At 65.4% G+C, this 23685-nt stretch carries 23 protein-coding genes; 7 read left to right on the top strand and 16 right to left on the bottom strand.

Going from position 1 to position 23685, the window contains the following annotated elements:
- Window positions 1-63: 63 nt before the first annotated feature.
- From AC3WMU_RS07220 to kdgD (AC3WMU_RS07170), 11 genes are all read right to left on the bottom strand, one after another.
- Complete coding sequence (locus AC3WMU_RS07220) at window positions 64-1035, bottom strand: ABC transporter substrate-binding protein (RefSeq protein ID WP_492282080.1); 972 nt, start codon at window positions 1033-1035, stop codon at window positions 64-66.
- A 28-nt stretch (window positions 1036-1063) separates the two neighbouring features.
- Window positions 1064-1912, bottom strand: coding sequence for an ABC transporter permease (locus AC3WMU_RS07215; protein ID WP_492282079.1), 849 nt, complete (start codon window positions 1910-1912; stop codon window positions 1064-1066).
- Window positions 1909-2706, bottom strand: coding sequence for an ABC transporter ATP-binding protein (locus tag AC3WMU_RS07210; RefSeq protein ID WP_492282078.1), 798 nt, complete (start codon window positions 2704-2706; stop codon window positions 1909-1911). Before AC3WMU_RS07210 ends, AC3WMU_RS07215 begins: the two co-directional genes overlap by 4 nt.
- A 23-nt stretch (window positions 2707-2729) precedes the next feature.
- The gene (locus AC3WMU_RS07205) at window positions 2730-3287 is read right to left on the bottom strand and encodes a carboxymuconolactone decarboxylase family protein (RefSeq protein WP_492282077.1); all 558 of its coding nucleotides are present in this window, start codon (window positions 3285-3287) and stop codon (window positions 2730-2732) included.
- 162 nt (window positions 3288-3449) lie between these two features.
- A complete protein-coding gene (locus AC3WMU_RS07200) occupies window positions 3450-4190 on the bottom strand; it encodes an amino acid ABC transporter ATP-binding protein (RefSeq protein WP_006223019.1) in 741 nt (246 codons plus the stop codon).
- A 37-nt stretch (window positions 4191-4227) separates the two neighbouring features.
- The gene (locus tag AC3WMU_RS07195; protein ID WP_492282076.1) at window positions 4228-5331 is read right to left on the bottom strand and encodes an amino acid ABC transporter permease; all 1104 of its coding nucleotides are present in this window, start codon (window positions 5329-5331) and stop codon (window positions 4228-4230) included.
- 1 nt (window position 5332) lies between these two features.
- Complete coding sequence (locus tag AC3WMU_RS07190; RefSeq protein WP_492282357.1) at window positions 5333-6496, bottom strand: amino acid ABC transporter permease; 1164 nt, start codon at window positions 6494-6496, stop codon at window positions 5333-5335.
- A gap of 30 nt (window positions 6497-6526) precedes the next feature.
- Window positions 6527-7735 carry an aminotransferase class I/II-fold pyridoxal phosphate-dependent enzyme gene (locus AC3WMU_RS07185; protein ID WP_492282075.1) on the bottom strand — a complete coding sequence of 403 codons (1209 nt, stop codon included), beginning with the start codon at window positions 7733-7735 and terminating at the stop codon, window positions 6527-6529.
- A gap of 103 nt (window positions 7736-7838) precedes the next feature.
- Window positions 7839-8855 (bottom strand): amino acid ABC transporter substrate-binding protein, encoded by a 1017-nt coding sequence (locus AC3WMU_RS07180; RefSeq protein WP_006223015.1) that lies wholly within the window; start codon window positions 8853-8855, stop codon window positions 7839-7841.
- A 467-nt stretch (window positions 8856-9322) separates the two neighbouring features.
- Window positions 9323-10051 carry a FadR/GntR family transcriptional regulator gene (locus tag AC3WMU_RS07175; protein ID WP_492282074.1) on the bottom strand — a complete coding sequence of 243 codons (729 nt, stop codon included), beginning with the start codon at window positions 10049-10051 and terminating at the stop codon, window positions 9323-9325.
- A 247-nt stretch (window positions 10052-10298) separates the two neighbouring features.
- Window positions 10299-11213: a 5-dehydro-4-deoxyglucarate dehydratase gene (gene kdgD / locus AC3WMU_RS07170; protein WP_006223001.1), complete on the bottom strand. Its 915-nt coding sequence runs from the start codon at window positions 11211-11213 to the stop codon at window positions 10299-10301.
- Between the two features lie 295 nt (window positions 11214-11508).
- On the opposite strand from kdgD (AC3WMU_RS07170), the gene AC3WMU_RS07165 reads away from it, so the two are divergent.
- Window positions 11509-12495 carry a Bug family tripartite tricarboxylate transporter substrate binding protein gene (locus AC3WMU_RS07165; protein ID WP_492282073.1) on the top strand — a complete coding sequence of 329 codons (987 nt, stop codon included), beginning with the start codon at window positions 11509-11511 and terminating at the stop codon, window positions 12493-12495.
- A 52-nt stretch (window positions 12496-12547) separates the two neighbouring features.
- Here AC3WMU_RS07165 and AC3WMU_RS07160 read toward each other — a convergent pair whose 3' ends face one another.
- Both AC3WMU_RS07160 and AC3WMU_RS07155 read right to left on the bottom strand, forming a co-directional pair.
- Window positions 12548-12862 (bottom strand): helix-turn-helix domain-containing transcriptional regulator, encoded by a 315-nt coding sequence (locus tag AC3WMU_RS07160; protein ID WP_427958534.1) that lies wholly within the window; start codon window positions 12860-12862, stop codon window positions 12548-12550.
- Entirely contained in the window at window positions 12843-13187 is a 345-nt protein-coding gene (locus AC3WMU_RS07155) for a type II toxin-antitoxin system RelE/ParE family toxin (protein WP_492282072.1), read from the bottom strand. Before AC3WMU_RS07155 ends, AC3WMU_RS07160 begins: the two co-directional genes overlap by 20 nt.
- Window positions 13188-13292: 105 nt before the next feature.
- Between AC3WMU_RS07155 and AC3WMU_RS07150 the strand changes: the two genes are divergently transcribed.
- Together AC3WMU_RS07150 and AC3WMU_RS07145 are read left to right on the top strand one after the other, a co-directional pair.
- The gene (locus AC3WMU_RS07150) at window positions 13293-13676 is read left to right on the top strand and encodes a GFA family protein (RefSeq protein ID WP_492282071.1); all 384 of its coding nucleotides are present in this window, start codon (window positions 13293-13295) and stop codon (window positions 13674-13676) included.
- On the top strand, window positions 13643-13819 hold the full coding sequence (locus AC3WMU_RS07145) for a hypothetical protein (RefSeq protein WP_492282070.1): 177 nt from the start codon (window positions 13643-13645) through the stop codon (window positions 13817-13819). The genes AC3WMU_RS07150 and AC3WMU_RS07145 overlap by 34 nt, the downstream gene beginning before the upstream one ends.
- A gap of 73 nt (window positions 13820-13892) precedes the next feature.
- On the opposite strand, the gene AC3WMU_RS07140 is transcribed toward AC3WMU_RS07145, so the two are convergent.
- A complete protein-coding gene (locus AC3WMU_RS07140) occupies window positions 13893-14501 on the bottom strand; it encodes a nucleotidyltransferase family protein (RefSeq protein ID WP_492282069.1) in 609 nt (202 codons plus the stop codon).
- A 242-nt stretch (window positions 14502-14743) separates the two neighbouring features.
- Here AC3WMU_RS07140 and AC3WMU_RS07135 point away from each other — a divergent pair, with 242 nt between their 5' ends.
- From AC3WMU_RS07135 to AC3WMU_RS07120, 4 genes are read left to right on the top strand one after another with little or no spacing between them, the layout of a single operon-like run.
- Window positions 14744-18160, top strand: a complete 3417-nt coding sequence (locus tag AC3WMU_RS07135; protein ID WP_006223010.1) for a response regulator — start codon at window positions 14744-14746, stop codon at window positions 18158-18160.
- Between the two features lie 33 nt (window positions 18161-18193).
- Window positions 18194-19033, top strand: a complete 840-nt coding sequence (locus AC3WMU_RS07130) for a CheR family methyltransferase (protein ID WP_006223009.1) — start codon at window positions 18194-18196, stop codon at window positions 19031-19033.
- Window positions 19030-19647: a chemotaxis protein CheB gene (locus tag AC3WMU_RS07125; protein ID WP_006223008.1), complete on the top strand. Its 618-nt coding sequence runs from the start codon at window positions 19030-19032 to the stop codon at window positions 19645-19647. Before AC3WMU_RS07130 ends, AC3WMU_RS07125 begins: the two co-directional genes overlap by 4 nt.
- 18 nt (window positions 19648-19665) lie before the next feature.
- Entirely contained in the window at window positions 19666-20802 is a 1137-nt protein-coding gene (locus AC3WMU_RS07120) for a hybrid sensor histidine kinase/response regulator (protein ID WP_006223007.1), read from the top strand.
- Window positions 20803-21006: 204 nt separating this feature from the next.
- On the opposite strand, the gene AC3WMU_RS07115 is transcribed toward AC3WMU_RS07120, so the two are convergent.
- Both AC3WMU_RS07115 and kdgD (AC3WMU_RS07110) read right to left on the bottom strand, forming a co-directional pair.
- Window positions 21007-22590, bottom strand: a complete 1584-nt coding sequence (locus AC3WMU_RS07115) for an aldehyde dehydrogenase (NADP(+)) (RefSeq protein ID WP_006223002.1) — start codon at window positions 22588-22590, stop codon at window positions 21007-21009.
- 65 nt (window positions 22591-22655) lie between these two features.
- Window positions 22656-23570 carry a 5-dehydro-4-deoxyglucarate dehydratase gene (kdgD, locus tag AC3WMU_RS07110; RefSeq protein WP_492282068.1) on the bottom strand — a complete coding sequence of 305 codons (915 nt, stop codon included), beginning with the start codon at window positions 23568-23570 and terminating at the stop codon, window positions 22656-22658.
- Window positions 23571-23685 lie beyond the last annotated feature (115 nt).

Raw genomic sequence — 23685 nt, 5'->3', positions numbered from 1 at the left:
CGAACCTGTTTCATGGATGGTTCGCCGTACCGGTGGGGCGCGTCACCGGTACGGGCGGGGGCTTCAGTACGCCTTGCCCGAGATCTGCTGCGCGTATCCCAGGTCCAGCCACTTCGGGTCTTGCGGGATGCGGTCCAGGTTGCCCAGGTCGATCTGCGTTTGCAGCGCGTCTTTCAGCGCCTGCTCGGGCACGGCAACGGAATCGGCGAACACCCCGTCATCGATCAGGCGTTGCACCGAGGCCCGCACCACGGCCGGATCCAGGTTGGGGAACAGCTTGAGTCCGCTTGCCACCGCCGCTGCCGGATCCTTGCGGATTGCCTTCAGGGCGCGGTCGATGCCGGACACGAACTTCTGCGACACCTGCGGGGAAATGTCCTGCCGCGTGGAGATGGCCGAGAACGTGTAGGGGCCGATCTCGCGCGAGAACGCGGACACGACCTTGAACCCCTGCGCTTGTGCCTGAGACGCGCCCGGTTCGTAGAGCACGGCGCAGTCGGCCTTGCCCGAGCTCAACGGGCCGATCTCGTTGCCCAGCGGCACTTCCAGCAGGTCCAGGTCGCGCTTGGGGTCCAGGCCCGCATTCTTGACCAGCTTCAGGAATGCCGACGAACTGGTCGTGGGCATGGCGCCGGTGGCGACGGTGGCGCCTTTCAGGCTCTTGAATCCGTCAAACGTAAAGCTCTGCTTGCAGGTCAGCCAGACGCCCAGGCGGTTCAGGGTGCCGCCCACCACCTTCACGGGCGCGCCGCGGCCGAATGAAATGGCGGTCCATTCGGGGCCGTGAAGGGAAAAGTCGGCGCTGCGCGAAATGACGGCGGCCAGCGCATTGGTCGACGACGAGGCCACGTCGATCCGCACGTCCAGCCCTTCGTCCTTGAAGTAGCCGTGCTCTTCCGCGAAATAGACCGGCACGTAGAACACGGATTTGAATGCGGCCGACACGACGGCGCGGTCGTTGGCGGCGAAGGCGGTGACGGACAGCAGCGAGGCGGCGGCGGCCGTGGCCAGCCGTACGGAGAGCGTTTTTTTCATGGTCGAGGAGAGCGCCGCGCAGGCGCGGTCAAAGTTTGAATTGAGTGGCGTAGGTCTGGTCTTTCCAGCGCAGCAGGCGCTTTTCGGCGATGTCCACCCCGGCATACAGGACAAAACCCAACAGCATCAGCGAAAAGATGCCGACCCAGACCGTGTTCAGGTCATACAGGGACGAGGCGACGAAGATCACATGCCCCAGCCCATATTTGGACGAGATGAATTCACCGACGACCGTCCCCACCAGCGCAAAGCCGATGTTGATGCGGAACGTGCTGATGATGGCGGGCAACGCCGACGGCACGACGATCTTGCGGAAGATCTGGCGGCGGGTAGCGCCCAGCGACACCATCATTTTCTGGATGTCGGGGTCGGTGTCCTTGGCGGCTTGGAATGCAGCCAGCAGCGCCACGATCGACGTGAGCGACACCGACAGGGCCACTTTCGAGATGACGCCGGTGCCGAACCACAGGATGACCAGCGGCGCGAAGGCGATCTTGGGCACGCTGTTGATCGCCACCAGGAAAGGCTCGACCACGCGGGCGGCATAGGGCGAATACCAAAGGGCCAGGCCGGGCACGGTGCCCAGAAAGGTCCCGGCCACGAAACCCACGGCCGACGCCCACAAGGTGTAGTTGGCGTGTTCCCACAATTCGCCGTTCTGGATCATTTTCCAGGCGGCTTGCAGGACGCCGGCGGGCGAGCCGAACAGGAAGCCAGACACCGCGCCGGTGCGCACGCCCGCTTCCCATGCGCCGAACAGCACGGCAAGGATCAACAGCTGGGTCGCCAGCACCGGGACGCGCAACCCCGCCGGGCGCGCAGGGCGCGTGCCGCCGGCGGCAAGGCGCGGGGCGGCGGAAACGGAAGGCTGGTTCATGCGTGGGTCCCGTCCTTGCGGCCGGTCTGTATGTCGAGTTCCTGGCAAAGCAGGTCGAAGTAGGCAGGAAAGCGGCTGTCGTGGCGGGCCTCCAGCGGCGAGCGCGTGCCCAGCGCGATGTCGTGCACGCTTTTCAGGCGGCCCGGGCGGGCGCTCAGCACGAAGATGCGTTCGGACAGCGCGATGGCTTCGTCGATGTCATGGGTGACCAGCACGACGGTCTTGCCTTTCTGGCTGACGGTGTCGGCCAGCATGGATTCCAGGAACAGCCGGGTCTGGTAGTCCAGGGCGGAAAACGGCTCGTCCAGCAGCAGCACGTCCGGGTCGGGCAACAGCGTGCGGGCCAGCGCTACGCGCTGCCGCATGCCGCCGGACAACGTCTTCGGATAGCTGTCCTGGAAGGGCAGCAGGCCGAAGGTGTTCAGGTAGTCGCGCGCCAATTCCACGGATTCCGCGCGCGGCGTGCCGCGCAGTTCCAGGCCGACCAGCACGTTGTCCAGCACCGTGCGCCAGGGCATGAGCAAGTCGCGTTGCAGCATGTAGCCGACGCGTCCGCGCAGGTTGGGCAGCGGTTTGCCGTCCAGTGCGATCGTGCCCGCGTCATGCTCGAGCAGGCCGGTCAGGATGTTGAACAAGGTGGACTTGCCGCAGCCCGACGGTCCGATGATGCTGATGAATTCGCCGCTGGCGGCGTTCAGGTTGATGTCGTCCAGCACCTGGACGGGGCCGGTCTCGGTGACAAAGCGCTTGGAGAGATTGCGGATCTCCAGCTTTAAAGCAGGGGCAGGGCTCATGGCGGTATGGACTTCAGGCCGCCCTAGGCCGCGCCATGATCCAGTTCCAGCGCCACCACATCTTCGTGGGGCACCTCAAGTGCTTCGTTGAAACGCTTGAAGAAGCTGCAGAGGGCGATGCGGATGGTCAGTTCCACGATCTGTTCTTCATTGAAGAACGTTTGCAGGCTGCTGTAGAACGCGTCGCTGACCTGCGACGGGGTCAGCGTGACCAGTACCGCGTAGTCGCGCACGACCAGGTCCTTTTCGTCCAGGCCGGGCACCTCGGGCTCGAGCAGGCGGTCGATGGCCTCCTGCGAGATACCCTGCGCGGCCAGCTTGGGCGTGTGCAGCGTGACGCAATAGTGGCAGGCGTGCGCCTTGGATGCGGTCAGCAGCGCGATTTCCAGATGGCGCGGCGAGATCAAGCCGTCTTCACGCGACTGCACCAGGTAGGAAAAGAAGTGCTTCAACGCCGGGGGCCGCGGCGCGAAGGCGCTGAGCATGTTGGCGTAGGGGCCGTAGTCCTGCAGCAGTTGATTGAAGAGGGTGGCAGTAGCGGGATCCAGCTTGGCGGGATCCAGGGGGCTCAGGCGGGGCAAGGCGATTCCAGCGGAAGAGAAACGAACAATCCGGGAATCCTAGAAGACTGCCATCCTTCTGGAAAATACCGATATCACATATGTATATGGGTATACGTGCGTATCGGGCGTATGGGGTGCCCAAAAAAATGCCGCCTTCATCGTGAAGGCGGCGGGTTCACGTCAGTGCAGGATCTGGCTCAGGAAGAGCTGCGTCCTTTCATTTTGCGGGCGGTCGAAGAACTCGTCGGGGCTGTTCTGTTCGATGATTTCGCCGCGGTCCATGAAGATCACCCGGTTGGCGACTTTGCGCGCGAAACCCATTTCGTGGGTCACGCAGATCATCGTCATGCCGCTTTCCTGGGCCAGCGTCACCATCACGTCCAGCACTTCCTTGACCATTTCCGGATCCAGCGCGGAGGTCGGTTCGTCAAACAGCATGACCTTGGGGTTCATGCACAACGAGCGCGCGATCGCCACGCGCTGTTGCTGGCCGCCCGACAGCTGGCCGGGAAATTTCTTCGCCTGGTCTGGAATGCGCACGCGCTCCAGGTATTTCATGGCGGTGGCTTCGGCCTGGGCGCGCGGTTGCTTGAGCACCCACATGGGGCCCAGCGTCAGGTTTTCCAGCACGGTCAGGTGCGGAAACAGATTGAAGTGCTGGAACACCATGCCCACTTCGCGGCGAATGGTCTCGATGTGCTTGATGTCATTGGTCAGCTCGGTGCCGTCCACGATGATCTGGCCCTGCTGATGCTCTTCCAGGCGGTTGATGCAGCGGATCATCGTGGACTTGCCCGAGCCGGACGGCCCGCACACCACGATGCGTTCGCCCGGCGCCACGTCCAGGTTGATGTTGCGCAGCACGTGGAACTGGCCGTACCACTTGTTCACGCCCTGCAATCGAATAATGGAATCCGACATGCTTGGTCTCCGTAAAGGGTTACCGGGTAGCGCGGCTTTAGCGCGCGTGCCCGGTGGCCAGCCGCTTTTCAAGCGCCTGGCTGTATTTGGACATGGAATAGCAGAAGGCGAAGTAGATCAGCGAGATGAAGAGGTAAGCCTCCACCCCGAATCCCCGCCAGGCCGCATCGGACAGGGCCGCCTTGGCCGCCAGCGTCAGGTCGAAGATGCCGATGATCACCACCAGCGACGTGTCCTTGAACAGGCTGATGAAAATGCCGACCAAGGGCGGGATCACGATCTTCAGCGCCTGCGGCAGGATGATCTTGCGCATCTGCTGCCAGTAGTTCAGGCCCAGCGAGTCGGCGCCTTCGTACTGGCCTTTCGGGATGGCCTGCAAGCCGCCGCGCACCGTTTCCGCGATGTAGGCCGCGGCGAACATGATGATGGCGATCTGCGCGCGCAAGAGCTTGTCGATGGTGAAGCCTTCCGGCAGGAACAGCGGCAGCATCACCGACGACATGAACAGCAGGCTGATCAGCGGCACGCCACGGATCAGCTCGATGTACACGACGCACAGCGCCTTGATGGCGGGCATCTTCGACCGCCGGCCCAGCGCCAGCAGCACGCCGATGGGGAAGGCGAAGGCGATGCCGAACGTGGCCAGGATCAGCGTCAGCGGCAGGCCGCCCCAGCGCGAGTTCTCGACGTACGTCAGGCCGAACACGCCGCCCCACATCAGGAGCGCCACGGCGGAGAGGCCTGCGGTCCAGATGAGGGCCAGCTTGCCGTTCCAGAAAGGGCGCATGCCGCTGCAGGCGATCACCGCCACGAGGATCAGCGTGGCAAGGAGGGGGCGCCATTGCTCGTCGAACGGATAGGTGCCGAACAGGATCAGGCGGTGCTTCTCGACGATGAACGCCCAGCAGGCGCCGCCGACCGAGGCCCGGCACTCCATGGCGTTGGTGGCGGTGAAGTTGGCTTTCAGGAAAGCCCACTCCACCAGCGCCGGCAACGCCATCAGCAGGAACCACGCCAGCAGCACGGTGATCAGCAGGTTCAGCGGCGACGAGAACAGGCGAGACCGTACCCAGGCCCAGGCGCCCACCTGGGTGCTGGGCGGGGGCAGGGCTTCGGTGAAGGAGTGCGTAGTGCTGCTCATCTCAACGCTCCACCAGCGCGATGCGCTTGTTGTACCAGTTCATGAATATCGAGATCGACAGGCTGACCGTCAGGTAGGCGCCCATGATGATGAGAATGCCCTCGATGGCCTGGCCGGTCTGGTTCAGCGTGGTGTTCACCACCGACACGATGTCCGGATAACCGATGGCGACCGCCAGCGAACTGTTCTTCAACAGGTTCAGGTATTGGCTGGTCATCGGGGGGATAATCACGCGCAGGGCTTGCGGCAACACCACCAGGCGCAGGACCTTCGCGCGCGGCAGGCCAAGCGACCCGGCGGCTTCCCACTGGCCGTTGTTCACGGCCTGGACGCCCGAACGCACCACTTCCGCGATGAACGCCGAGGTGTAGACGGTCAGGCCCAGGAACAGGGCCACGAACTCCGGCGTCAGTGTGAGGCCGCCCGTGAAGTTGAAGCCCTTCAATTCCGGCATGTCCAGGGTCAGGGATGCGCCGCTTGCCAGCCAGCCCAGCGCGGGCAGCAGGACGAGCAGCCCGAGTGCCGCGCGGCCCAGCGGGAACACGCGTCCGGTGGCTTCCTGCCGCTTCGTGCCCCAGTGGCCCAGGAACAGGACAGCCATGATGGCCAGCGCCAATCCACCCAGGACCCAGTCCAGCGAAGCGCCTTCGAGCCCGGGCACTTTCAGGCCGCGGTTGGAAATGAATACGCCTGGCAGCGGGTTGTGCGCCTGGCGCGGCCCGGGCATGTTCTCGGTGATCAGCGCGTACCAGAAGAAGAGCTGCAGCAAGAGCGGCACGTTGCGCATCACCTCGACATACACCGACGTGATCTTCGCCACCAGCCAGTTCTTGGACAGCCGGCCAACGCCAATCAGGACGCCCAGCAGCGTGGCGGCCACCAGCGCAAGCAGGCCCACCCGCAGCGTGTTGAGCACGCCCACGAAGATGGCGCGGCCATAGGTGTCCGCCGGCCCGTAGGCAATCACGGATTCGCCGATGGCAAATCCCGCTTCGCGGTTCAGGAAGCCGAAGCCGGTGGCGATGTTGCGCATCGACAGGTTGTGGAGCGTGTTGTGCACCAGGAACCAGATGCCGGTCCCGACGAGCGTCAGGGCCAGCACCTGGTAGGCCAGCGCGCGCGTGGCCGGGTCGTTCCAGGAGACCCGGTGCGGCGGCCGCCGCACCGAGGGTTGGTCTCTGTGCTTGGCCACGGTTCAGTCCGCCATCAGGGCTTTGACGGCGGCGGCCAGGCGGTCCATGCCTTGTTCGATCACCTCGGTGGACGTCGCGAACGAAAACCGCACATAGGGCGACAGGCCGTACGAACCGCCGTCGATCACCGCTACGCCCGCTTCGCGCAGGAAGAACAGGCTGACGTCCAGATCGGTCTTCAATTCGCCGGCGGGACCCGTGCGTCCGATCAGGCCCTGCACGTTGGCGTACACGTAGAAGGCGCCGTCGGGCATGGCGCAAGACATGCCGGGGATGTCATTCAGGCGGCGCACGATCAGGTCGCGGCGGGCCTTGAAGATGTCGACCATCTGCGTGACGCTGGATTGGTCGCCTTCCAGGGCGGCCTGCGCGGCGACTTGCGAGATTGCGCTGGGGCACGACGTGCTTTGCGACATGACCGTGCTCATCGCCTTGATCAGGTCAGCCGGGCCGGCGCCGTAGCCGATGCGCCAGCCGGTCATCGCGTAGGATTTGGACATGCCGTTGACGATCAGCGTGCGCGGGATCAACTGGGGCTCGACTTGCACGGGCGACGCATGCGACTGCCCGCTGTAGCAGAAGGGCGCGTAGATCTCATCGCTCAAGATCCAGACTTGCGGGTGACGCAGCAGCACGTCGGTCAGGGCGCGCAGTTCAGCGGCGCTGTACACGGCGCCGCTGGGGTTGCTGGGAGAGTTCAGGATCAGCCAGCGGGTGCGCGGCGTGATGGCCGCTTCCAGCGTGGCGGCGTCCAGCTTGAAGCCCTGCGACTCCGGGCCGGTGACGACCACGGGTTTTGCGTCGTTCAGCAGCACCATGTCGGGGTATGACACCCAGTACGGCGCGCACACGATGACTTCGTCGCCCGGCTCCAGGCTGGCCGTCAGCGCGGCCCCGATGATCTGCTTGGCGCCGGCGCCCACGGTGATCTGGTCCATGCCGTAGGAAACGCCCAGGCCCAATTCCAGGCTGTTGGCGATGGCGCGGCGCAGGCCCACCGTGCCGTTGGGGCTGGTGTAGCGGATGTCGCCGCCGGCGATCGCTTCCTGGCCGGCGCGCGCAATGTGCGCGGGTGTGGGCATGTCGGGTTCGCCGAGCGTGAAGTCGGCGATTTCACGGCCTTGGCGGCGCAGTTCGTCGACGACGATCTTGGCGGCCATGCTGGGCGAAGGTTTGATCTGTTTCAGGCGGGCGTTGACGATGCTGTTCATGGTTACAACGTAATAAGGCATAGGCAGGCCGGCGCGCGGCGAGGCTTGCGGGTAAAGAGAAAAGCGGCTTTGCCGGTTCGGCAAAGCCGCGCACGAGAGGGGCTTAACGCACCGGCCAGCCGTACATCAGGCCGCCTTGCGTCCATTGCTTGTTCAGGCCGCGTTCCAGCTTCAGCGGGCTGTCCTTGCCCATGGCGCGGTCATAGCTTTCGCCGTAGTTGCCGACCTGCTTGATGATGTTGTAGGCCCACTTGTCGTCCAGGCCCAGGTTCTTGCCCATGCCCGGCGTCACGCCCAGGATGCGCTGCACATTGGGGTTGGTGCTTTTGAGCATCTCGTCCACGTTCTTGGACGTGATGCCGTATTCCTCGGCTTCCAGCATGGCGTTCAGCGACCAGCGCACCACGTTGAACCATTGCTCGTCGCCTTGGCGGACCATCGGCCCCAAGGGTTCCTTAGACAGGTTTTCGCTCAGGATTTCCCAGTCTTCCGGCTTGGCCAGGCGCGTGCGCATGTTGGCGGCGGTGTTCGACTTGTCGTTGGTGTAGGCGTCGCAGCGGCCCGATTCCAGCAGGCGGAAGTTCTCGTCGTAGTTCTCGACCAGCACCGGTTTGAAGGTCAGGCCGCGGCTGCGGAAGTAGTCGGCCAGGTTCAGTTCGGTGGTGGTGCCCGGCTGCACGCAGATGGTGGCGCCGTCCAGTTCCTTCACGCTTTTCACGTTCATCGACTTCTTGACGATCAGGCCTTGCGCGTCATAGAAGTTCACGCCCACGCCGATCAGGCCCAGCGTGGTGTCGCGGGTCAGCGTCTGCGTGGTGTTGCGCGACAGCATGTCGATTTCGCCCGATTGCAGCGCGGTGAACTTGGCTTGCGCGGTCAGCACGTTGCCCTTGACCTTGGAGGCGTCGCCGAACAGGGCGGCGGCCACTGCGCGGCACATGTCCACGTCCAGGCCCGTCCATTCGCCCTTGCTGTCCAGCACCGAAAAGCCGGGTATGCCGGCAAAGCCGCACTGCAAAAAGCCCTTCTTCTTGACGGCATCGAACGTCACGCCGGCTTGGGCGCCGGAGGCGACGCACAGCAGGGTCGCCGCAACGGCGGTGGTCAGAAACTTACGCATGGAGATTGCTCCTGGGAGGTCGGAAAGCGCTTGGGATAAGCGGGGGAGTCAGGACCATTCACGCGTGCGCCGGCGCACCCCGGACAAGGGCCGGAGCTAGCGGTGCCGCGTAAGCAGACGGGTACGGAAAGGGGAGATTTGCGGCAGGGCCGCAGATGACCGGAAGGCCGGTCAGGTGATATGCCGATGGATGCGCGTGGCGTAGCGGTGGAACGTCGTGCGAAGGGAAAGGATCGGGCTCATCGGCGGCACTTGTACAACGAGGGTCATACGGTAGCGGGGCGCCCGGGCCACCCATCTGGCGGCAAAGCGCGACGCTAAGTCATAAGACGTATGATGGCAGCCGTCATACAAGTAGGCAAGTAAGGGGAATCCCGTAATCTCCTTATGCCTGATGCTGGAGGCGCAAGGCGTTGAGCCTGCGGCGGTGGAGCTGGCGGCAGGGGAGCCGCCAGCGCGCCGTGCCCTTATTGGGCGGGCGCCTGCGACAGCAGCTTGCGGTAGCGCGCAATGCTATCGCCCAGGTGGCGCGCCATCGCGGCACGCGCGGCGCCGGGGTCGCGGCGCATGATGGCGGTCAGGATGGCCTCGTGTTCGCGCACGTTGCGCGTCTCGTAGGTTTCAAGCTCTTCGGGCGTCTTGCCGCCGTGTTTGATGTTCAGGTCCAGCATCACGTCGCGCACTGCGGCCTTCAGCAGCGCCGGAAAGTGCGGGTTGTTCGAGGCCTTGGCGATCGACAGGTGGAATTCGTAATCCGCCTTGACGGCCGCTTCCATGTCGCGGGTGGCGCGGTTGAAGGCGTCGAACGCTTCGATGATGCCGCTCAGGTCGGTGGCCGTGCGGCGCTCTGCCGCAAGCCCACAGGCCTCGACTTCGAGCCCGGCGCGCAATTCCATGATGTGCAGCGCCCAGCGCGGATCCGCAGCGGGCTCGATGACGAAGTCGATGGGTTTTTCGCGGTCTTCCGTGACGAACACGCCGATGCCCGGTTTGCTGACCAGGCGGCCGCTCAGGCGCATCGAGGCAACCGCTTCCCGGATGACGGTGCGGCTGACGTCGAACTCGTCGCACAGCTGATGTTCCGAGGGAATCTTGTCGCCAGCGCGGTACAGGCGCGCATCCAGGCGCTTGTTCAGTTCCTCGATCACCACGTCAGTCAGGCGCGAACGCGGGCGGGGCCGGGCAGGAGTTTGCATCGTCTCTCTTATGGGTAAGGCGGAAAGCAGGCCGTAGTCCAGCGGCCGGAGCCGCAAGTGTACGCTGTGCCGCCTTCGGGTGTCCGGCCCGAAAGCGGCGGTCTGGCCTCTGGCCGCAGACCGCAAGAAGGATAGCCGTATGACAACATACAGCGCGACATCCGCCAACTCCTGTTTGCTTGGAAGCGCGCCGCAAATGAAAAACGCCCTCCGTCGGGAGGGCGTCGGGTCTTGCGGAGGCGGTGGCTTACTGGGGGCCGAGCTTCTTGATCAGGGCGTTGAGCATTTCCATTTCTTCGCCGGTCAGGTCGGTCAGCGGGGCGCGCACGGGGCCAGCGTCATGGCCGACGAGCTTGGCGCCGGCCTTGACGATGCTGACGGCGTAGCCGGCCTTGCGGTTGCGGATTTCCAGATAGGGCAGGAAGAAATCGTCCAGCAGGCGGTTGGTGGTGTCGGAATCGCCCGCGGCGATAGCGCGGTAGAAGTCCATGGCGGTCTTCGGCACGAAGTTGAAGACGGCCGACGAATAGACCGGCACGCCGAGTGCACGGTAGGCCGCGGCATAGACCTCAGCAGTGGGCAGGCCGCCCAGGTAGGAAAAGCGGTCGCCCATCTTGCGGCGGATGCGGACCATGGCTTCGATGTCGCCGATGCCGTCCTTGAAACCGACCAGGTTGGGGCAGCGTTCGGCCAGTTGCGCAAGGCTGTCCGCCGACAGGCGGGACTGGGCGCGGTTGTAGACGATGACGCCGATCTTGACCGACTTGCAGACCTGTTCGACGTGGGCGGCGATGCCGTCCTGCGAGGCTTCGGTCAGGTAGTGGGGCAGCAGCAGGATGCCCTTGGCGCCTTGGCGCTCGGCCTCTTGGGCGTAGGCGATGGCGGTGCGGGTGGGGCCGCCCGCGCCTGCCAGGATCGGCACCTTGCCGGCGCAGGTCTGCACGGCGGTGCGCACGACGTCCGAATACTCCTGGGGAGCCAGGGAGAAGAACTCGCCGGTCCCGCCTGCGGCGAAGAGGGCGGTGGCGCCGTACGGGGCCAGCCATTCGAGGCGGGCGGCGTAGGTCTTGGCGTTGAAATCGCCGTTCTGGTCAAAGTCCGTCACGGGGAAGGACAGCAGCCCTTCCGATACGATTTCCTTGAGTTCCTGGGGAGTCGTCATGCCTGTCATCCATTAAAGGGGAATGGGTAAAGAGGGAAAGCGAAAAAGAGCAGGGCTGGAACCGCGCAGTTGCTGCGGTTAATCAGTAGATGTATGTCATCGTACAACATACAACTGAAGCGAGCAATAGGTCTGGAAATCCTGGCATTTCTGCATACCACCGCAGCGCGCTTCGCCTGACAAATTCGGAATTACCCTAGATTGAACAGCGTGCGGGATGAAAGTACTCTCTTTCTCCGAAAGTCGTACGACAACGTACAAGATATAAAACCATTCCCACTTTCAGGAGACAAGCTTGAAGGCATTCCCCCTGCTGCGTCGCACCTTCGCCGTTCTGGCCCTGACCACCTTGAGCGCCGCCAGCGCGCACGCCGCCGACGATTGGCCCCGCGCTAAACCCATCACGCTGGTGGTGCCCTTTGCCCCCGGCGGCACCTCAGACATCCTGGGCCGGCTGATCGCGCAGGAACTGGGCGCCAGCCTGAGCCAGACCGTGCTGGTGGAAAACAAGGGCGGCGCGGGCGGGGTGCTGGGCGCCGACGCCGTGGCGCGCGCCAAGCCTGACGGCTATACCTTGCTGCTGGGCACGATCGCCACCCATGCGATCAACCCATCGCTGTTGCCGGGCATCAACTACAACGCGGCCAAGGATTTCGCGCCGGTCATCCTGTTGGGCAGCATTTCGAACGTGCTGCTGGTAGGCGCGAACCAGCCCTACAAGTCCGTGCAGGACGTGGTGGCCGCGGGCAAGGCCAATCCGGACACGATCGCCTTCGGCTCGGCCGGGCAGGGGACGTCCCAGCACTTGTCAGGCGAAGTCTTCAAGCAATTGACGGGCGCCCACCTGACCCACGTGCCGTACCGCGGCAGCGCGCCCGCCATCCAGGACCTGATCGGCGGCCAGATTCCGAGCTCGTTCGAAACGGCACTGGTGGCGCTGCCTTATGTGCAAAGCGGCAAGGTGCGCGCGTTGGCGGTCACGTCGGCCAAGCGGACCGAGGTGATGCCCGATGTGCCGACGATGCAGGAGGCAGGCGTCGCCGGCTTCGACGTCAGCAGCTGGCAAGCCATCTACGCGCCCGCCAACACGCCGCCGGCTGTGGTCGACCGTCTGAACAAGGCCATCGCCGCCATCATCGCCAAGCCAGACGTCAACGGCAAGATGAAGGGCCTGGGCCTGGCCTATACGCCGAATACGCCTGCGGATTTCACGGCGTTCCAGACCGGCGAGCAAGCCAAATGGGCGAAGATCATCGCGGATGGGAAACTGCGGGTGCAGTGAAGACGCGGCGCGCGGCGCCGGGCCGTGTCGCGCCGCCGCCGATTCCCGGGGCTTAGGTGTTGCCAGGCGTGAGAGGCGCAAGCGGCTGCACGGCCAGCCGCAAGCCCATCGCTTTGAGGATGGCTGCAAGGCTGCTCAGAGACGGGTTGCCTTTCGGCGATAGCGTGCGGTACAGCTGCGTGGGGTTCAAGTGCGCTTGCGCGGCAACCGCCTGAATCCCGCCGAACGCTTGCGCCAGTTGCCGAAGCATGACCAGCAGGTCGGCTTGGTCGCCGTCCTTCAAGATGGTGTTCATGAGCTCCAACGCGAAAGCGGGATCACTGCGATACACCTCCGCCATCGCTTCGTCATGCGATCTGCTTCTCATCATCTGATCTCCGTTGCCAATCCTGCCAATAGTCCACCGCGCGATCGATATCGGAATCCTGCGTACGCTTGTCTCCACCTCCCAGCAGCAGCACCACACGCCGGCCGGAAAAAGCGTAGTACACGCGGTAGCCGGGACCAACATGCACACGCATTTCCCAGACGCCCTCGCGGCAAAATCGATGATCGCCAAAGTTGCCGCGTTCGATGCGGAAGACCCTATGCGCAATGGCGACTTTGGCGCGAACGTCACGTAGGCCGCGCAGCCAGTCGACATAGGTATCCCTGAGCCCGCGAGGTGTCAGGTAATGTTCGATTCGGTACATGGCGAGTTTCGTCTATAAACGAATTTTTATCAAGTGCAAAAATCGGCACAGGTAGGAGCGATAGACTGTCTGCAGAAGGGGCCTGCCGGAACGCAACCGTCGGCGATGCCGTTGGTCAGCCTTGACAATAGGCCATTAGGCTTGGCGAATACTTTCAAGGGTGATGATGTTGTCCACCCTGATTCACGTAATCCGCTTGCCGTCAGCGACGCTCCCTTTGGCTTGGAGAGGAGACACAGCATGGAACGGTTTACAGGCAGTTGTCTTTGTGGCGACGTGAAGATCGTGGCGTTGGGGCAGCCGTACCGGGTGGGCCTGTGCCACTGCATGGATTGCCGCAAGACCCATGGGGCGCTATTTCACGCTTCGGCGATATTCCCTCAAGATGCCGTGACGATCGACGGTAAACGCGCGACTATGCCGGCCGGCATTTCTGCCCCCGTTGTGGGTCGACGTTGTTCGGCCGCACCGACGACGAGGTCGAGGTGAACCTGGGGTCGCTGGACGCGCCAGACCAACTGACGCCTACCTACGAAAGCTGGATCATCCGCAGGGAGTCCTGGCTGCCGCCGTTTCCGCTTGATCGCCGGTACGAGCGCGACCGCGAGTCGACGGGGCGCCACGAGGGATAGGACGCCAGGCCGGGCGCAGGCCAGATTGGCTTCGGTCTCGGTTCGGGCTTTGGTTCGGGTGTTGCCGTTGCCGTCAGCCAAGCCGGCTTTGCAGCGCCTTTTCCGCCCGGAGGATGTCGTCGGGATGATCGATGTCCTGGACGCATCCCGCGTCGTCGGACGGCAGGGGGTGCATCGTGCCCCGTTGGCCGGCTTGGCGAACGAGCGGCATCGCGCCGGACTCCCCGCGCAGGCCCCGCAACGCGTCTTGCCAGGCGGGTCCGAAGCCCACCGGGTGGCCGGGTTGGGTCGTGCCGTCCGGCATGGCCACTAGCGGCCGCGCTACCGCCCAGGGTTCGGCAAGGGACGCGTCGCGCAACGACCGGGCGATGTTGATCAGGCTGGCGGGTTCGATCAGGGGCAAGTCGCCGGGCAGGATCAGCCAACCGGGTGCGTCCGGACGACGGGCCACGCCGCGCGCGATGGAGTCGCCCATGCCGTAGGCGTCGGGTTCGTGCTCGGGCCGTTCCACCAGCACCCACGGCAAGCCGCTGGCGCGCACGGCGGCCAGCGTCCAGTCCAGCACCGGGCGGCCCAGCAGATGGGCGTGAAGCTTGCTGCCGGTGCCGCCGGCCTCGCGGAAGCGGCGTCCGGCGCCAGCGGCAAGAACCACAACGATGGGAGAGGAGGAAAGGTCGGCCATGGGTTCGGGGTATCGCGTCCCGTGCGGGGTTTCCGGGATCATTGCGCCAGGCTGACTTTACCCAGATTCCGCGGCGGGCGCCTGATCGGATTGCGGGAAGGCGGGTCCCTTTCCCATGCCGCCAAACCATGTATAGTCCAGCGCTTAGGTCAATAGCAGCGACTGCGCCCGGTTCATCCCGGCGCCCGCCTTGTCGCACCGCTAGGCCATGCTCCCCTACATTGAATCCGTCACCCGCTACCATGCCGAAATCGTCGTCGCAGCCTGCCAACCGCTATGCCTTTCCCCGGACGCTATTGGCCGGGTTCGTGACGGCGGCCCTGGCCACGCTGGTCATCGCCTTCGTCAACGTCCGCTCGGCCGAAACGCGCATGCAAGCGGTCAAGGCCGTGGACCGCACGACCGAGACGTTGCGCCAGTTGAGCCTGTTCAATTCAGCGCTGAAGGATGCCGAGATCGGGCAGAGAGGCTATCTGCTTACCGGCGACGTGACCTACCTGCAGCCGTATCTGCGCTCGTTGGGGCTGATCGATCAGCGCCTTGCCCTGGTCAAAGCAGCCACGTCCAACGATTCGGCGCAACGCCGCATCGTCAGCGACATCGAGGGCATCGCGCGACAGAAGTTGACGGAACTGCATGAAACCATCGAGATGCGCAAGGCCGGCAACGTGGAAGGCGCGATGGCCGTGGTGCGCACCGATGCGGGCAAAGAGGCAATGGACCGCTTGCGCGACCTGGTGGGCGACCTGTATTCGCGGCAGATGGACGAACTGGCTGAAGGCAAGGACGCCTGGGCGGCGGCCGCCGCCACGTCGACCTATTACTCATGGGGCGGTTCGCTGCTGTTGCTGGTGCTGATCCTGGCGTCGGCCGGCATGACCGTGCGCGAATACCGGGCGAAGGCGCGACAGTCCTGGGTGACGACCGGCCTGTCGGGCCTGAGCCTGCGCCTGCAGGGGGATCACCGCCTGGACGAGATCGGCAAGCGCGCGCTGGATTATCTGGCCGAGTATCTGGGCGCCGACGTGGGCGCGGGCTACGTGGTTGACCGCAGCACGGGTGAACTGGAGCTTTTCGGCGGTTTTGCGCTGCCGCCCGAGCGCCTGGCGCGCAAGCTCCAGTCCGCCGAAGGCTTGGCCGGGCAGGCTGTCACGTCGCGCAGATTGCTGCACGTGCGCAATGTGCCGGCGGGGCACCTTGAAGTCGCCTCCGCCACGGGGCGTTCCGATCCCGCCGAACTCGTCCTGGCGCCGGCCATCCAAAACGGCCGGGTGTATGCCGTGATCGAGCTGGGCTTTAACCACCCGGTGAGCGACAGCGATCGCAACCTGCTGGAAGGCGCCTCGGAAATGCTGGCCTCGGCGATCCGTTCGGGCCAGGACCGCAGCCGCCTGGAGTCGCTGTTGGAGGAAACGCAGCGCCAGGCCGAAGAACTGCAGACCCAGCAGGAAGAGCTGCGCGTCAGCAACGAAGAGCTTGAGCAGCAGAGCCGCATCCTGCAGGAATCGCAGGCGCGCATGGAACTGCAGCAGACCGAGCTGGAGCAGACCAACGCCAACCTGGAATCGCAGGCCGACCAGTTGCTGCGGGTGCAGGATGCGCTGACGGAGAAGGCCCGCCAACTGTCGCAGGCCAGCCAGTTCAAGAGCGAGTTCCTGGCCAACATGAGCCACGAACTGCGCACGCCCCTGAATTCGACGCTGATCCTGGCCAAGCTGCTGTCGGACAACAAGCCGGGCAACCTGAGCGCCGAGCAGATCAAGTACGCACAGACGATTTATTCCGCCGGCAGCGACCTGCTGACGCTGATCAACGACATTCTTGACCTGTCCAAGATCGAAGCCGGACAGGCCACCGTGGAAGTCGAGCAGGTGGCCGTTGCGCCGATGCTGCAGCGCCTGCTGGAGCCGCTGCGGCCGATGGCGCTGGACAAAGGACTGGCGCTGGAACTGGATATCGATCCGGCCGTGCCGGCCTCCCTGCATACCGATGCACAACGCCTGGGGCAGGTGCTGAAGAACCTGCTGTCCAACGCCCTCAAGTTCACGCAGCGCGGCACGGTCGCCCTGCGGGTGTCGCGCGTGGCGCGGGACCGGGTGGCGTTCGCCGTGCAAGACACCGGCATCGGCGTGCCGGCCGATCAGCAGGAACTGATTTTCGAGGCATTTCGCCAGGCCGACGGCAGCACGCACCGCAAGTTCGGCGGCACGGGCCTGGGGCTGTCGATCTCACGCGATCTGGCCACGTTGCTGGGCGGCAGCCTGTCCGTGACCAGCACGCCGGGCCAAGGCAGCGTGTTCACGCTGGAGGTGCCCGTGCGGCTGGAAGAGCCGCCGTCGGTGCCGGGCGCTCAGAGCGGCGCGGCCTCGGCCACGCCCTTCATGCTGCCGAAGACGGCGCCTGTCGTTCCTCGCCGCGACGCGCCCGCCGCGCCTGCGCCCAAGGCAGCTGCTCCGTCGGGCCCGGAGCCGGAGCGCAGCATTCTCGTCATCGAAGACGACGAGCGCTTTGCCGGCATTCTTTCGGACCTGGCGCGCGAGATGGGCTTTGGTTGTTTCGTGGCCCACACCGCGACGGACGGCCTGGAACTGGCAACGCGCGAACGTCCCAACGCCATCGTGCTGGACATCAACCTGCCCGATTTCTCCGGGCTGGGCGTCCTGGATCAACTCAAGCGCAACCCGCAGACCCGCCACATCCCGGTCCATGTGGTGTCGGTGGCCGATTACGCGCGCGAGGCCATGGGGCGCGGCGCTGCCGGCTACGCACTGAAGCCCGTCAAGCGCGAGGAATTGGTCCACGCCTTGCAGCGCCTGGAAGCGAAGTTCACCCGGCACGTGCGCCATGTGCTGGTGGTCGAGGATGACGACCGCCAGCGCGAGAGCGTGCGCCAGCTGCTGGCGCGCAACGACGTCGAGATCGCGCCGGCGGCCACCGCGGCGGCCGCGTTGGCACTGCTGCGCGAGACGACGTTCGACTGCGTCGTCATGGACCTGAACCTGCCCGACATGAGCGGCTACGAGCTGTTGCAACAGATGACCGAGCAGGAGGGCGTGTCGTTCCCGCCGGTCATCGTCTATACCGGCCGCGCGCTGTCGCGTGACGAAGAGCAGCATCTGCGCCGCTTCTCGAAATCCATCATCATCAAGGACGCGCGCTCGCCCGAACGGCTGCTGGACGAGGTGACGCTGTTCCTGCACCAGGTGGAAGCCGAACTGCCGCCCGAGCAGCGCCAGATGCTGGAACTGGCCCGCAGCCGCGATTCGGCGCTGGAAGGCCGTACCGTACTGGTGGTGGAAGACGACGTGCGCAACGTGTTCGCGTTGTCCAGCATCCTGGAGCCGACCGGCGTGCGCGTGGAGATCGCCCGCAACGGCCGTGAAGCGCTGGACGTGCTGGGCCGGGCCCGGTCGGACGGCCAGCCGGTGATCGACCTGGTGCTGATGGACATCATGATGCCCGAGATGGACGGCTACACGGCCATGCGCGAGATACGCAAGCGGCCCGAGTGGCGCCGCCTGCCGATCATTGCGCTGACCGCCAAGGCCATGAAGGACGACCAGGAGAAATGCCTGGCCGCCGGCGCCAACGACTACATCGCCAAGCCGCTGGATGTGGAGCGCCTGCTGTCCCTGGTGCGGGTCTGGATGCGCAGCTAAAGGCGTTCGCGCCATCTTTTGTTGAAGACCGTCATGCCATCCACCGCCAAAGCGCGCACCGCAGATATCGAGCAACGGCTGTTGCTCGATGCGATCTATCACCATTACCACTACGACTTTCGCGAGTACGCGCAGGCGTCGCTCAAGCGGCGCCTGCAAAGCGCGCTGACGCAATTCGGCTGCAAGACGCTGTCGCAACTGCAGGACCGCGTGCTGCATGAGCCGGCGGTGTTCACCGCGTTGCTGCAGTTCCTGACGGTTCAGGTCAGCGACATGTTCCGCGATCCAAGCTATTTCCTGGCGCTGCGCAACGAGGTGGTGCCGATTCTGCGCACCTATCCGTCGATCAAGGTGTGGGTGGCCGGGTGCAGCGCTGGCGAAGAGGTCTATTCGCTTGCCATCCTGCTGGCCGAAGAGGGCCTGCTTGAGCGCGCGCTGATCTATGCCACCGACATCAATCCGCACGCGCTGCGCACGGCGGAGCAGGGCGTCTTCGACCTGGACCGCGTGGCCGCCTTCAGTGCGAACCATGCCCGCTCCGGCGGCCGCAGCTCGCTGTCCGACTACTACACCGCCCGGTACGGGCGGGTGGTGTTCGACAAGCGGCTGCGCGAACACATGGTCTTTTCCGACCACAGTCTGGCGACCGACAGCGTGTTCGCGGAGGTCCACCTGATCTCCTGCCGTAACGTCCTGATCTATTTCGAACGCGATCTGCAAAACCGGGCGCTGGGGCTGTTCCACGACGCGCTCGTCCATCGCGGCTTCCTGGGCCTGGGCTCGCGGGAATCGCTGCGGTTTTCGGCGCAGGCCGGCAACTTCGACGATTTCGTGCTGGAAGACCGCATCTACCGCAAGAAGGCGGGGTTATGAGCGCAGGTGAATCCGCTGCCCGTGCGCCGGCGGCCGCCTGCCCGTGGGAGGCGATCGTCATCGGCGGATCGTCCGGCGCCATCGATGCGTTGAACACCTTGCTGCCCGCCTTGCCGGCCGGCCTGGACGCGGCGGTGGTGGTCGTGCTGCACCTGCCGCGCGACCGCCGCAGCCTGTTGGTCGATATCTTCCGCGAGCGCTGCGCCTTGATCGTGCAGGAAGCTGAAGACCAACTGTGGATACGCCCCGGCCATCTGTACTTTGCGCCGCCGGACTACCACTTGCTGGTGGACCAGGGGCCCCGGCTGGCGTTGTCGGTGGGCGCGCCGGTGTATTTTTCCCGGCCGTCGATTGACGTGCTGTTCGAGTCCGCCGCCGATAGCTATGGCGAGAAACTGCTGGGCGTGCTGCTTTCCGGCGCCAACGAGGACGGCGCCGCCGGCCTGGCGGCGATACACGCCGCAGGCGGGCGCACGATCGTGCAGGCGCCGGCCAGCGCCGCCATGCCCACCATGCCCGAGGCCGCCCTGGCGCGGCAGCCGGCGCACGATGCCTTGACGCCCGACGAGATCGCCACCCTGTTTTCCCAACTGCGCACGCCGCGCCTGCCGTAACCCCAACCTTCCGACACCATGTTCCTGACCTCCGCCAAACCACAAGAAGACCGCATCAAGTGCCTGCTTGTCGATGACGTTCCGGAAAACCTGATCGCGCTGGAAGCGCTGCTGGAAAGCGGCCGGGTAGAAGTGCTGAAAGCGCAATCCGGGCCAGAAGCGCTGGAACTGCTGCTGCATCATGGCGATGTGGCGCTGGCGCTGCTGGATGTGCAGATGCCCGACATGAACGGCTTTGAATTGGCCGAACTGATACGCGGCAGCGAACGCACGCGCCATATCCCGCTGATTTTCATGACCGCCGGGTCGCGCGAGCAGAACTGGCAGTTCCGCGGCTACGAGAGCGGCGCCGTGGACTTCCTGTACAAGCCCATCGACCCGCACATGCTGAGCATGAAGGCGAACGTGTTCTTCGAACTGCATGAGCGCAAGCGGGCGCTGGCCACGCAATTGGAAGAGCGCACGGAAGCCTTGCGGATCAACGAGATGTTCATGGCCGTGCTAAGCCACGATCTGCGCACGCCGTTGCAGTCCATTGTCATGGGGGCGTCGCTGTTGCAGCGCCAGAACGACGATGCGCGGGTGGCCAGCCTGGCCCAGCGCATGCTGCAAAGCAGTGAGCGCATGGCCCGTTTGATTGACGACCTGCTGGATGTGACCCGCATCCGGCAGGCGGGCGGCTTGACGCTAGAACCGGCATGGACCGGGCTGGACGCCTTGCTGCAGCGTACCGTGGACGAAGTGCAGACCGGCCACCCCGACCGCCAGATCGACTGCGAATGCGACGGGGACCTTGCCGGCGCCTGGGATGCCGAGCGCCTGTGCCAGGTCTTCACGAACTTGGTCGGCAACGCGTTGCACCATGGCAGCCGCGACGTGCCTGTGCAGGTCAAGGCCGACGGGACGGCGGCGGACCGGGTCGCGGTCACGGTCACCAACGGGGGCAGCATTCCCCCGGCGCTGCTGCCGCACCTGTTCAACCCGTTCCGGGGCGGGGACCGCCGCGCCGAAGGCCACAAGGGCCTGGGTCTGGGGCTGTTCATCGCGCAGCAGATCGTGCTGAGCCACGGCGGGCGCATCGGCGCGGAATCACGCGACGGCTTGACCCATTTCCGGGTGGACCTGCCGCGCGAAACCCCGCGCGCCGGCGGCTAGGCGCGCGGCGCGGGCCGGACCGGTTTCCGACCGGGATCAGAAGTCCGCGGAGACCGACAGCAGGACGTCATGGGCGCGCCGACCGTCAGGCCAGGCAGGAGGGGGCGCCCCATCCCGCCGCCGCATTGTGGTGATTGCCGTGAAGGTGCTCGAAGTCATGGCAGAGCCCGAGGCGCGACGCCTTCCCAAGATACGACGCGAGCGTCAGCCCGCCGTCATCACGCCATCGACCATCCGCATCAGGTCCAGCGGATTGCCGCGCTTGACGCCATCCGGCAGCAGCGCGTCCGGCAGGTCCTGATAGCAGACCGGGCGCAGGAAGCGGCGGATGGCCGTGGCGCCCACCGACGTCGATGCCGGATTCGACGTGGCGGGGAAGGGGCCGCCGTGCACCATGGCATGGCTGACTTCCACGCCCGTCGGGTAGCCGTTGGCCAGGATGCGGCCGGCCTTGCGTTCCAGCACGGGCAGCAGCGCCTGGGCCGAGGCCACGTCGGCGTCGTCGACGAATAGCGTGGCGGTAAGCTGACCCTCCAGGTGTTCGGCCACGGCCTGCATCTGGGCAAGGTCCTTGCAGGCGACGACCAGCGAGGCCGGGCCGAAGACTTCGGCTTCCAGTTCGTGCGAGGCCAGGAAGCGGTCGGCTTGCGTGCCGAAGACCACGGCGCCGGCGGCATTGGCGGCCGGCTTCGAGGCTTCGCCGCGGCCCAGGGTGGCGACGTTGGCGTGCTTGGCCAGCGCGTCAGCGCCTTCCTGGTAGGCCGCGAAGATGCCTGGAGTCAGCATGGTGGCGGCGCCCTTGGCCTGGACGGCTTCTGCGGCCGCTTGGCGGAAACGTTCCAGGGCGGGGCCTTCAATGCCGATGACCAGGCCCGGGTTGGTGCAGAACTGGCCGACGCCCATCGCCAGCGAATCGACGAAGCCGCGGGCAATGGCTTCGGCGCGCGCTTCCAGCGCGGCGGGCATCAGGAACACCGGGTTGATGCTGGACATTTCGGCATAGACGGGGATCGGCACCGGACGGGCGTTGGCGGCGGCGACCAGGGCCAGGCCGCCGCGGCGCGAACCGGTGAAGCCGACGGCGGTGATGGCCGGGTGCGTCGCCAGGGCCGTGCCGATTTCGCTGCCTGCGCCGAACAGCAGCGAGAACGTGCCTTCCGGCAGACCGTGCTTGGCCACGGCCGCCTGGATCACGCGGCCGACCATTTCAGAGGCGCCGGGGTGGGCGTTGTGGGCCTTGACGATGACGGGGCAACCGGCCGCAAGCGCCGACGCCGTGTCGCCGCCGGCAACCGAGAAGGCCAGCGGGAAGTTGCTGGCGCCGAAGACCGCCACGGGGCCCAGCGGCACGTTGGCCAGGCGCAGGTCGGCGCGGGGCAGCGGTTGGCGCTCGGGCTGGGCGGGGTCGATGGTGGCGTCCAGGAAATAGCCGTCGCGGACCACGCGGGCGAACAAGCGCAATTGGCCGACGGTGCGGCCGCGTTCGCCTTGCAGGCGGGCCAGGGGCAAACCGGTTTCCTGGTGGGTGCGTTCGATCAGTGCGTCGCCCAGGGCCAGGATGCCTTCCGCGATGCTCTCCAGGAATTGCGCGCGGGTTTCCAGCGGCGCGGCGCGGTAGGGGTCAAAGGCGGCGCGGGCCAGTTCGGCCGCGCGCGCGACGTCGTCGGACGAGCCGGCGGGAAAGCCGGGTTCCAGGCGTTCGCCGGTCGCGGGGTTGATGGCGTGCTGGGCGGCGCCCGAGCCAAGAACGGCGGTGGCGCCGATCAGCATTTGGCCGGTCAAAGTCATGATGATTCTCCGAAAAAAACGCCCCCGAATCGGGGGCAGGAATGCGTGGGGTGTCGCTCGGTGGCTTACTGGGGGCCGAGCTTCTTGATCAGGGCGTTGAGCATTTCCATTTCTTCGCCGGTCAGGTCGGTCAGCGGGGCGCGCACGGGGCCGGCGTCATGGCCGACGAGCTTGGCGCCGGCCTTGACGATGCTGACGGCATAGCCGGCCTTGCGGTTGCGGATTTCCAGGTAGGGCAGGAAGAAATCGTCCAGCAGGCGGTTAGTGGTGTCGGAATCGCCCGCGGCGATGGCGCGGTAGAAGTCCATGGCGGTCTTCGGCACGAAGTTGAAGACGGCGGACGAATAGACCGGCACGCCCAGCGCACGGTACGCGGCGGCATAGACCTCAGCGGTGGGCAGGCCGCCCAGGTAGGAGAAGCGGTCGCCCATCTTGCGGCGAATGCGGACCATGGCTTCGATGTCGCCGATGCCGTCCTTGAAACCGACCAGGTTGGGGCAGCGTTCGGCCAGTTGCGCAAGGCTGTCTGCCGACAGGCGGGACTGGGCGCGGTTGTAGACGATGACGCCGATCTTGACCGACTTGCAGACCTGTTCGACGTGGGCGGCGATGCCGTCCTGCGAGGCTTCGGTCAGGTAGTGGGGCAGCAGCAGGATGCCCTTGGCGCCTTGACGCTCGGCTTCCTGGGCGTAGGCGATGGCGGTGCGGGTGGGGCCGCCTGCGCCTGCCAGGATCGGCACCTTGCCGGCGCAGGTCTGCACGGCGGTGCGCACGACGTCCGAATACTCCTGGGGAGCCAGGGAGAAGAACTCGCCGGTGCCGCCTGCGGCGAAGAGGGCGGTAGCGCCGTACGGGGCCAGCCATTCGAGGCGGGCGGCGTAAGACTTGGCGTTGAAATCGCCGTTCTGGTCAAAGTCCGTCACGGGGAAGGACAGCAGCCCTTCAGACACGATTTCTTTGAGTTCCTGCGGGGTAGTCATAGCGCGCTCATCCGGTGTGACCGTCGCGGGCTGTGCTGCCGTGAACGGTGTACGGTGTTGAAAAGGTAAGTCATCGTACAACATGAATTTATTCGTTTCAAGGCCTGTTTCCCTA

The sequence above is a fragment of the Achromobacter sp. FW305-C-13 genome (assembly GCF_058783475.1).
Note: the sequence above shows the minus strand (reverse complement) of the source record. Positions and strands in the feature narration are given on the sequence as shown.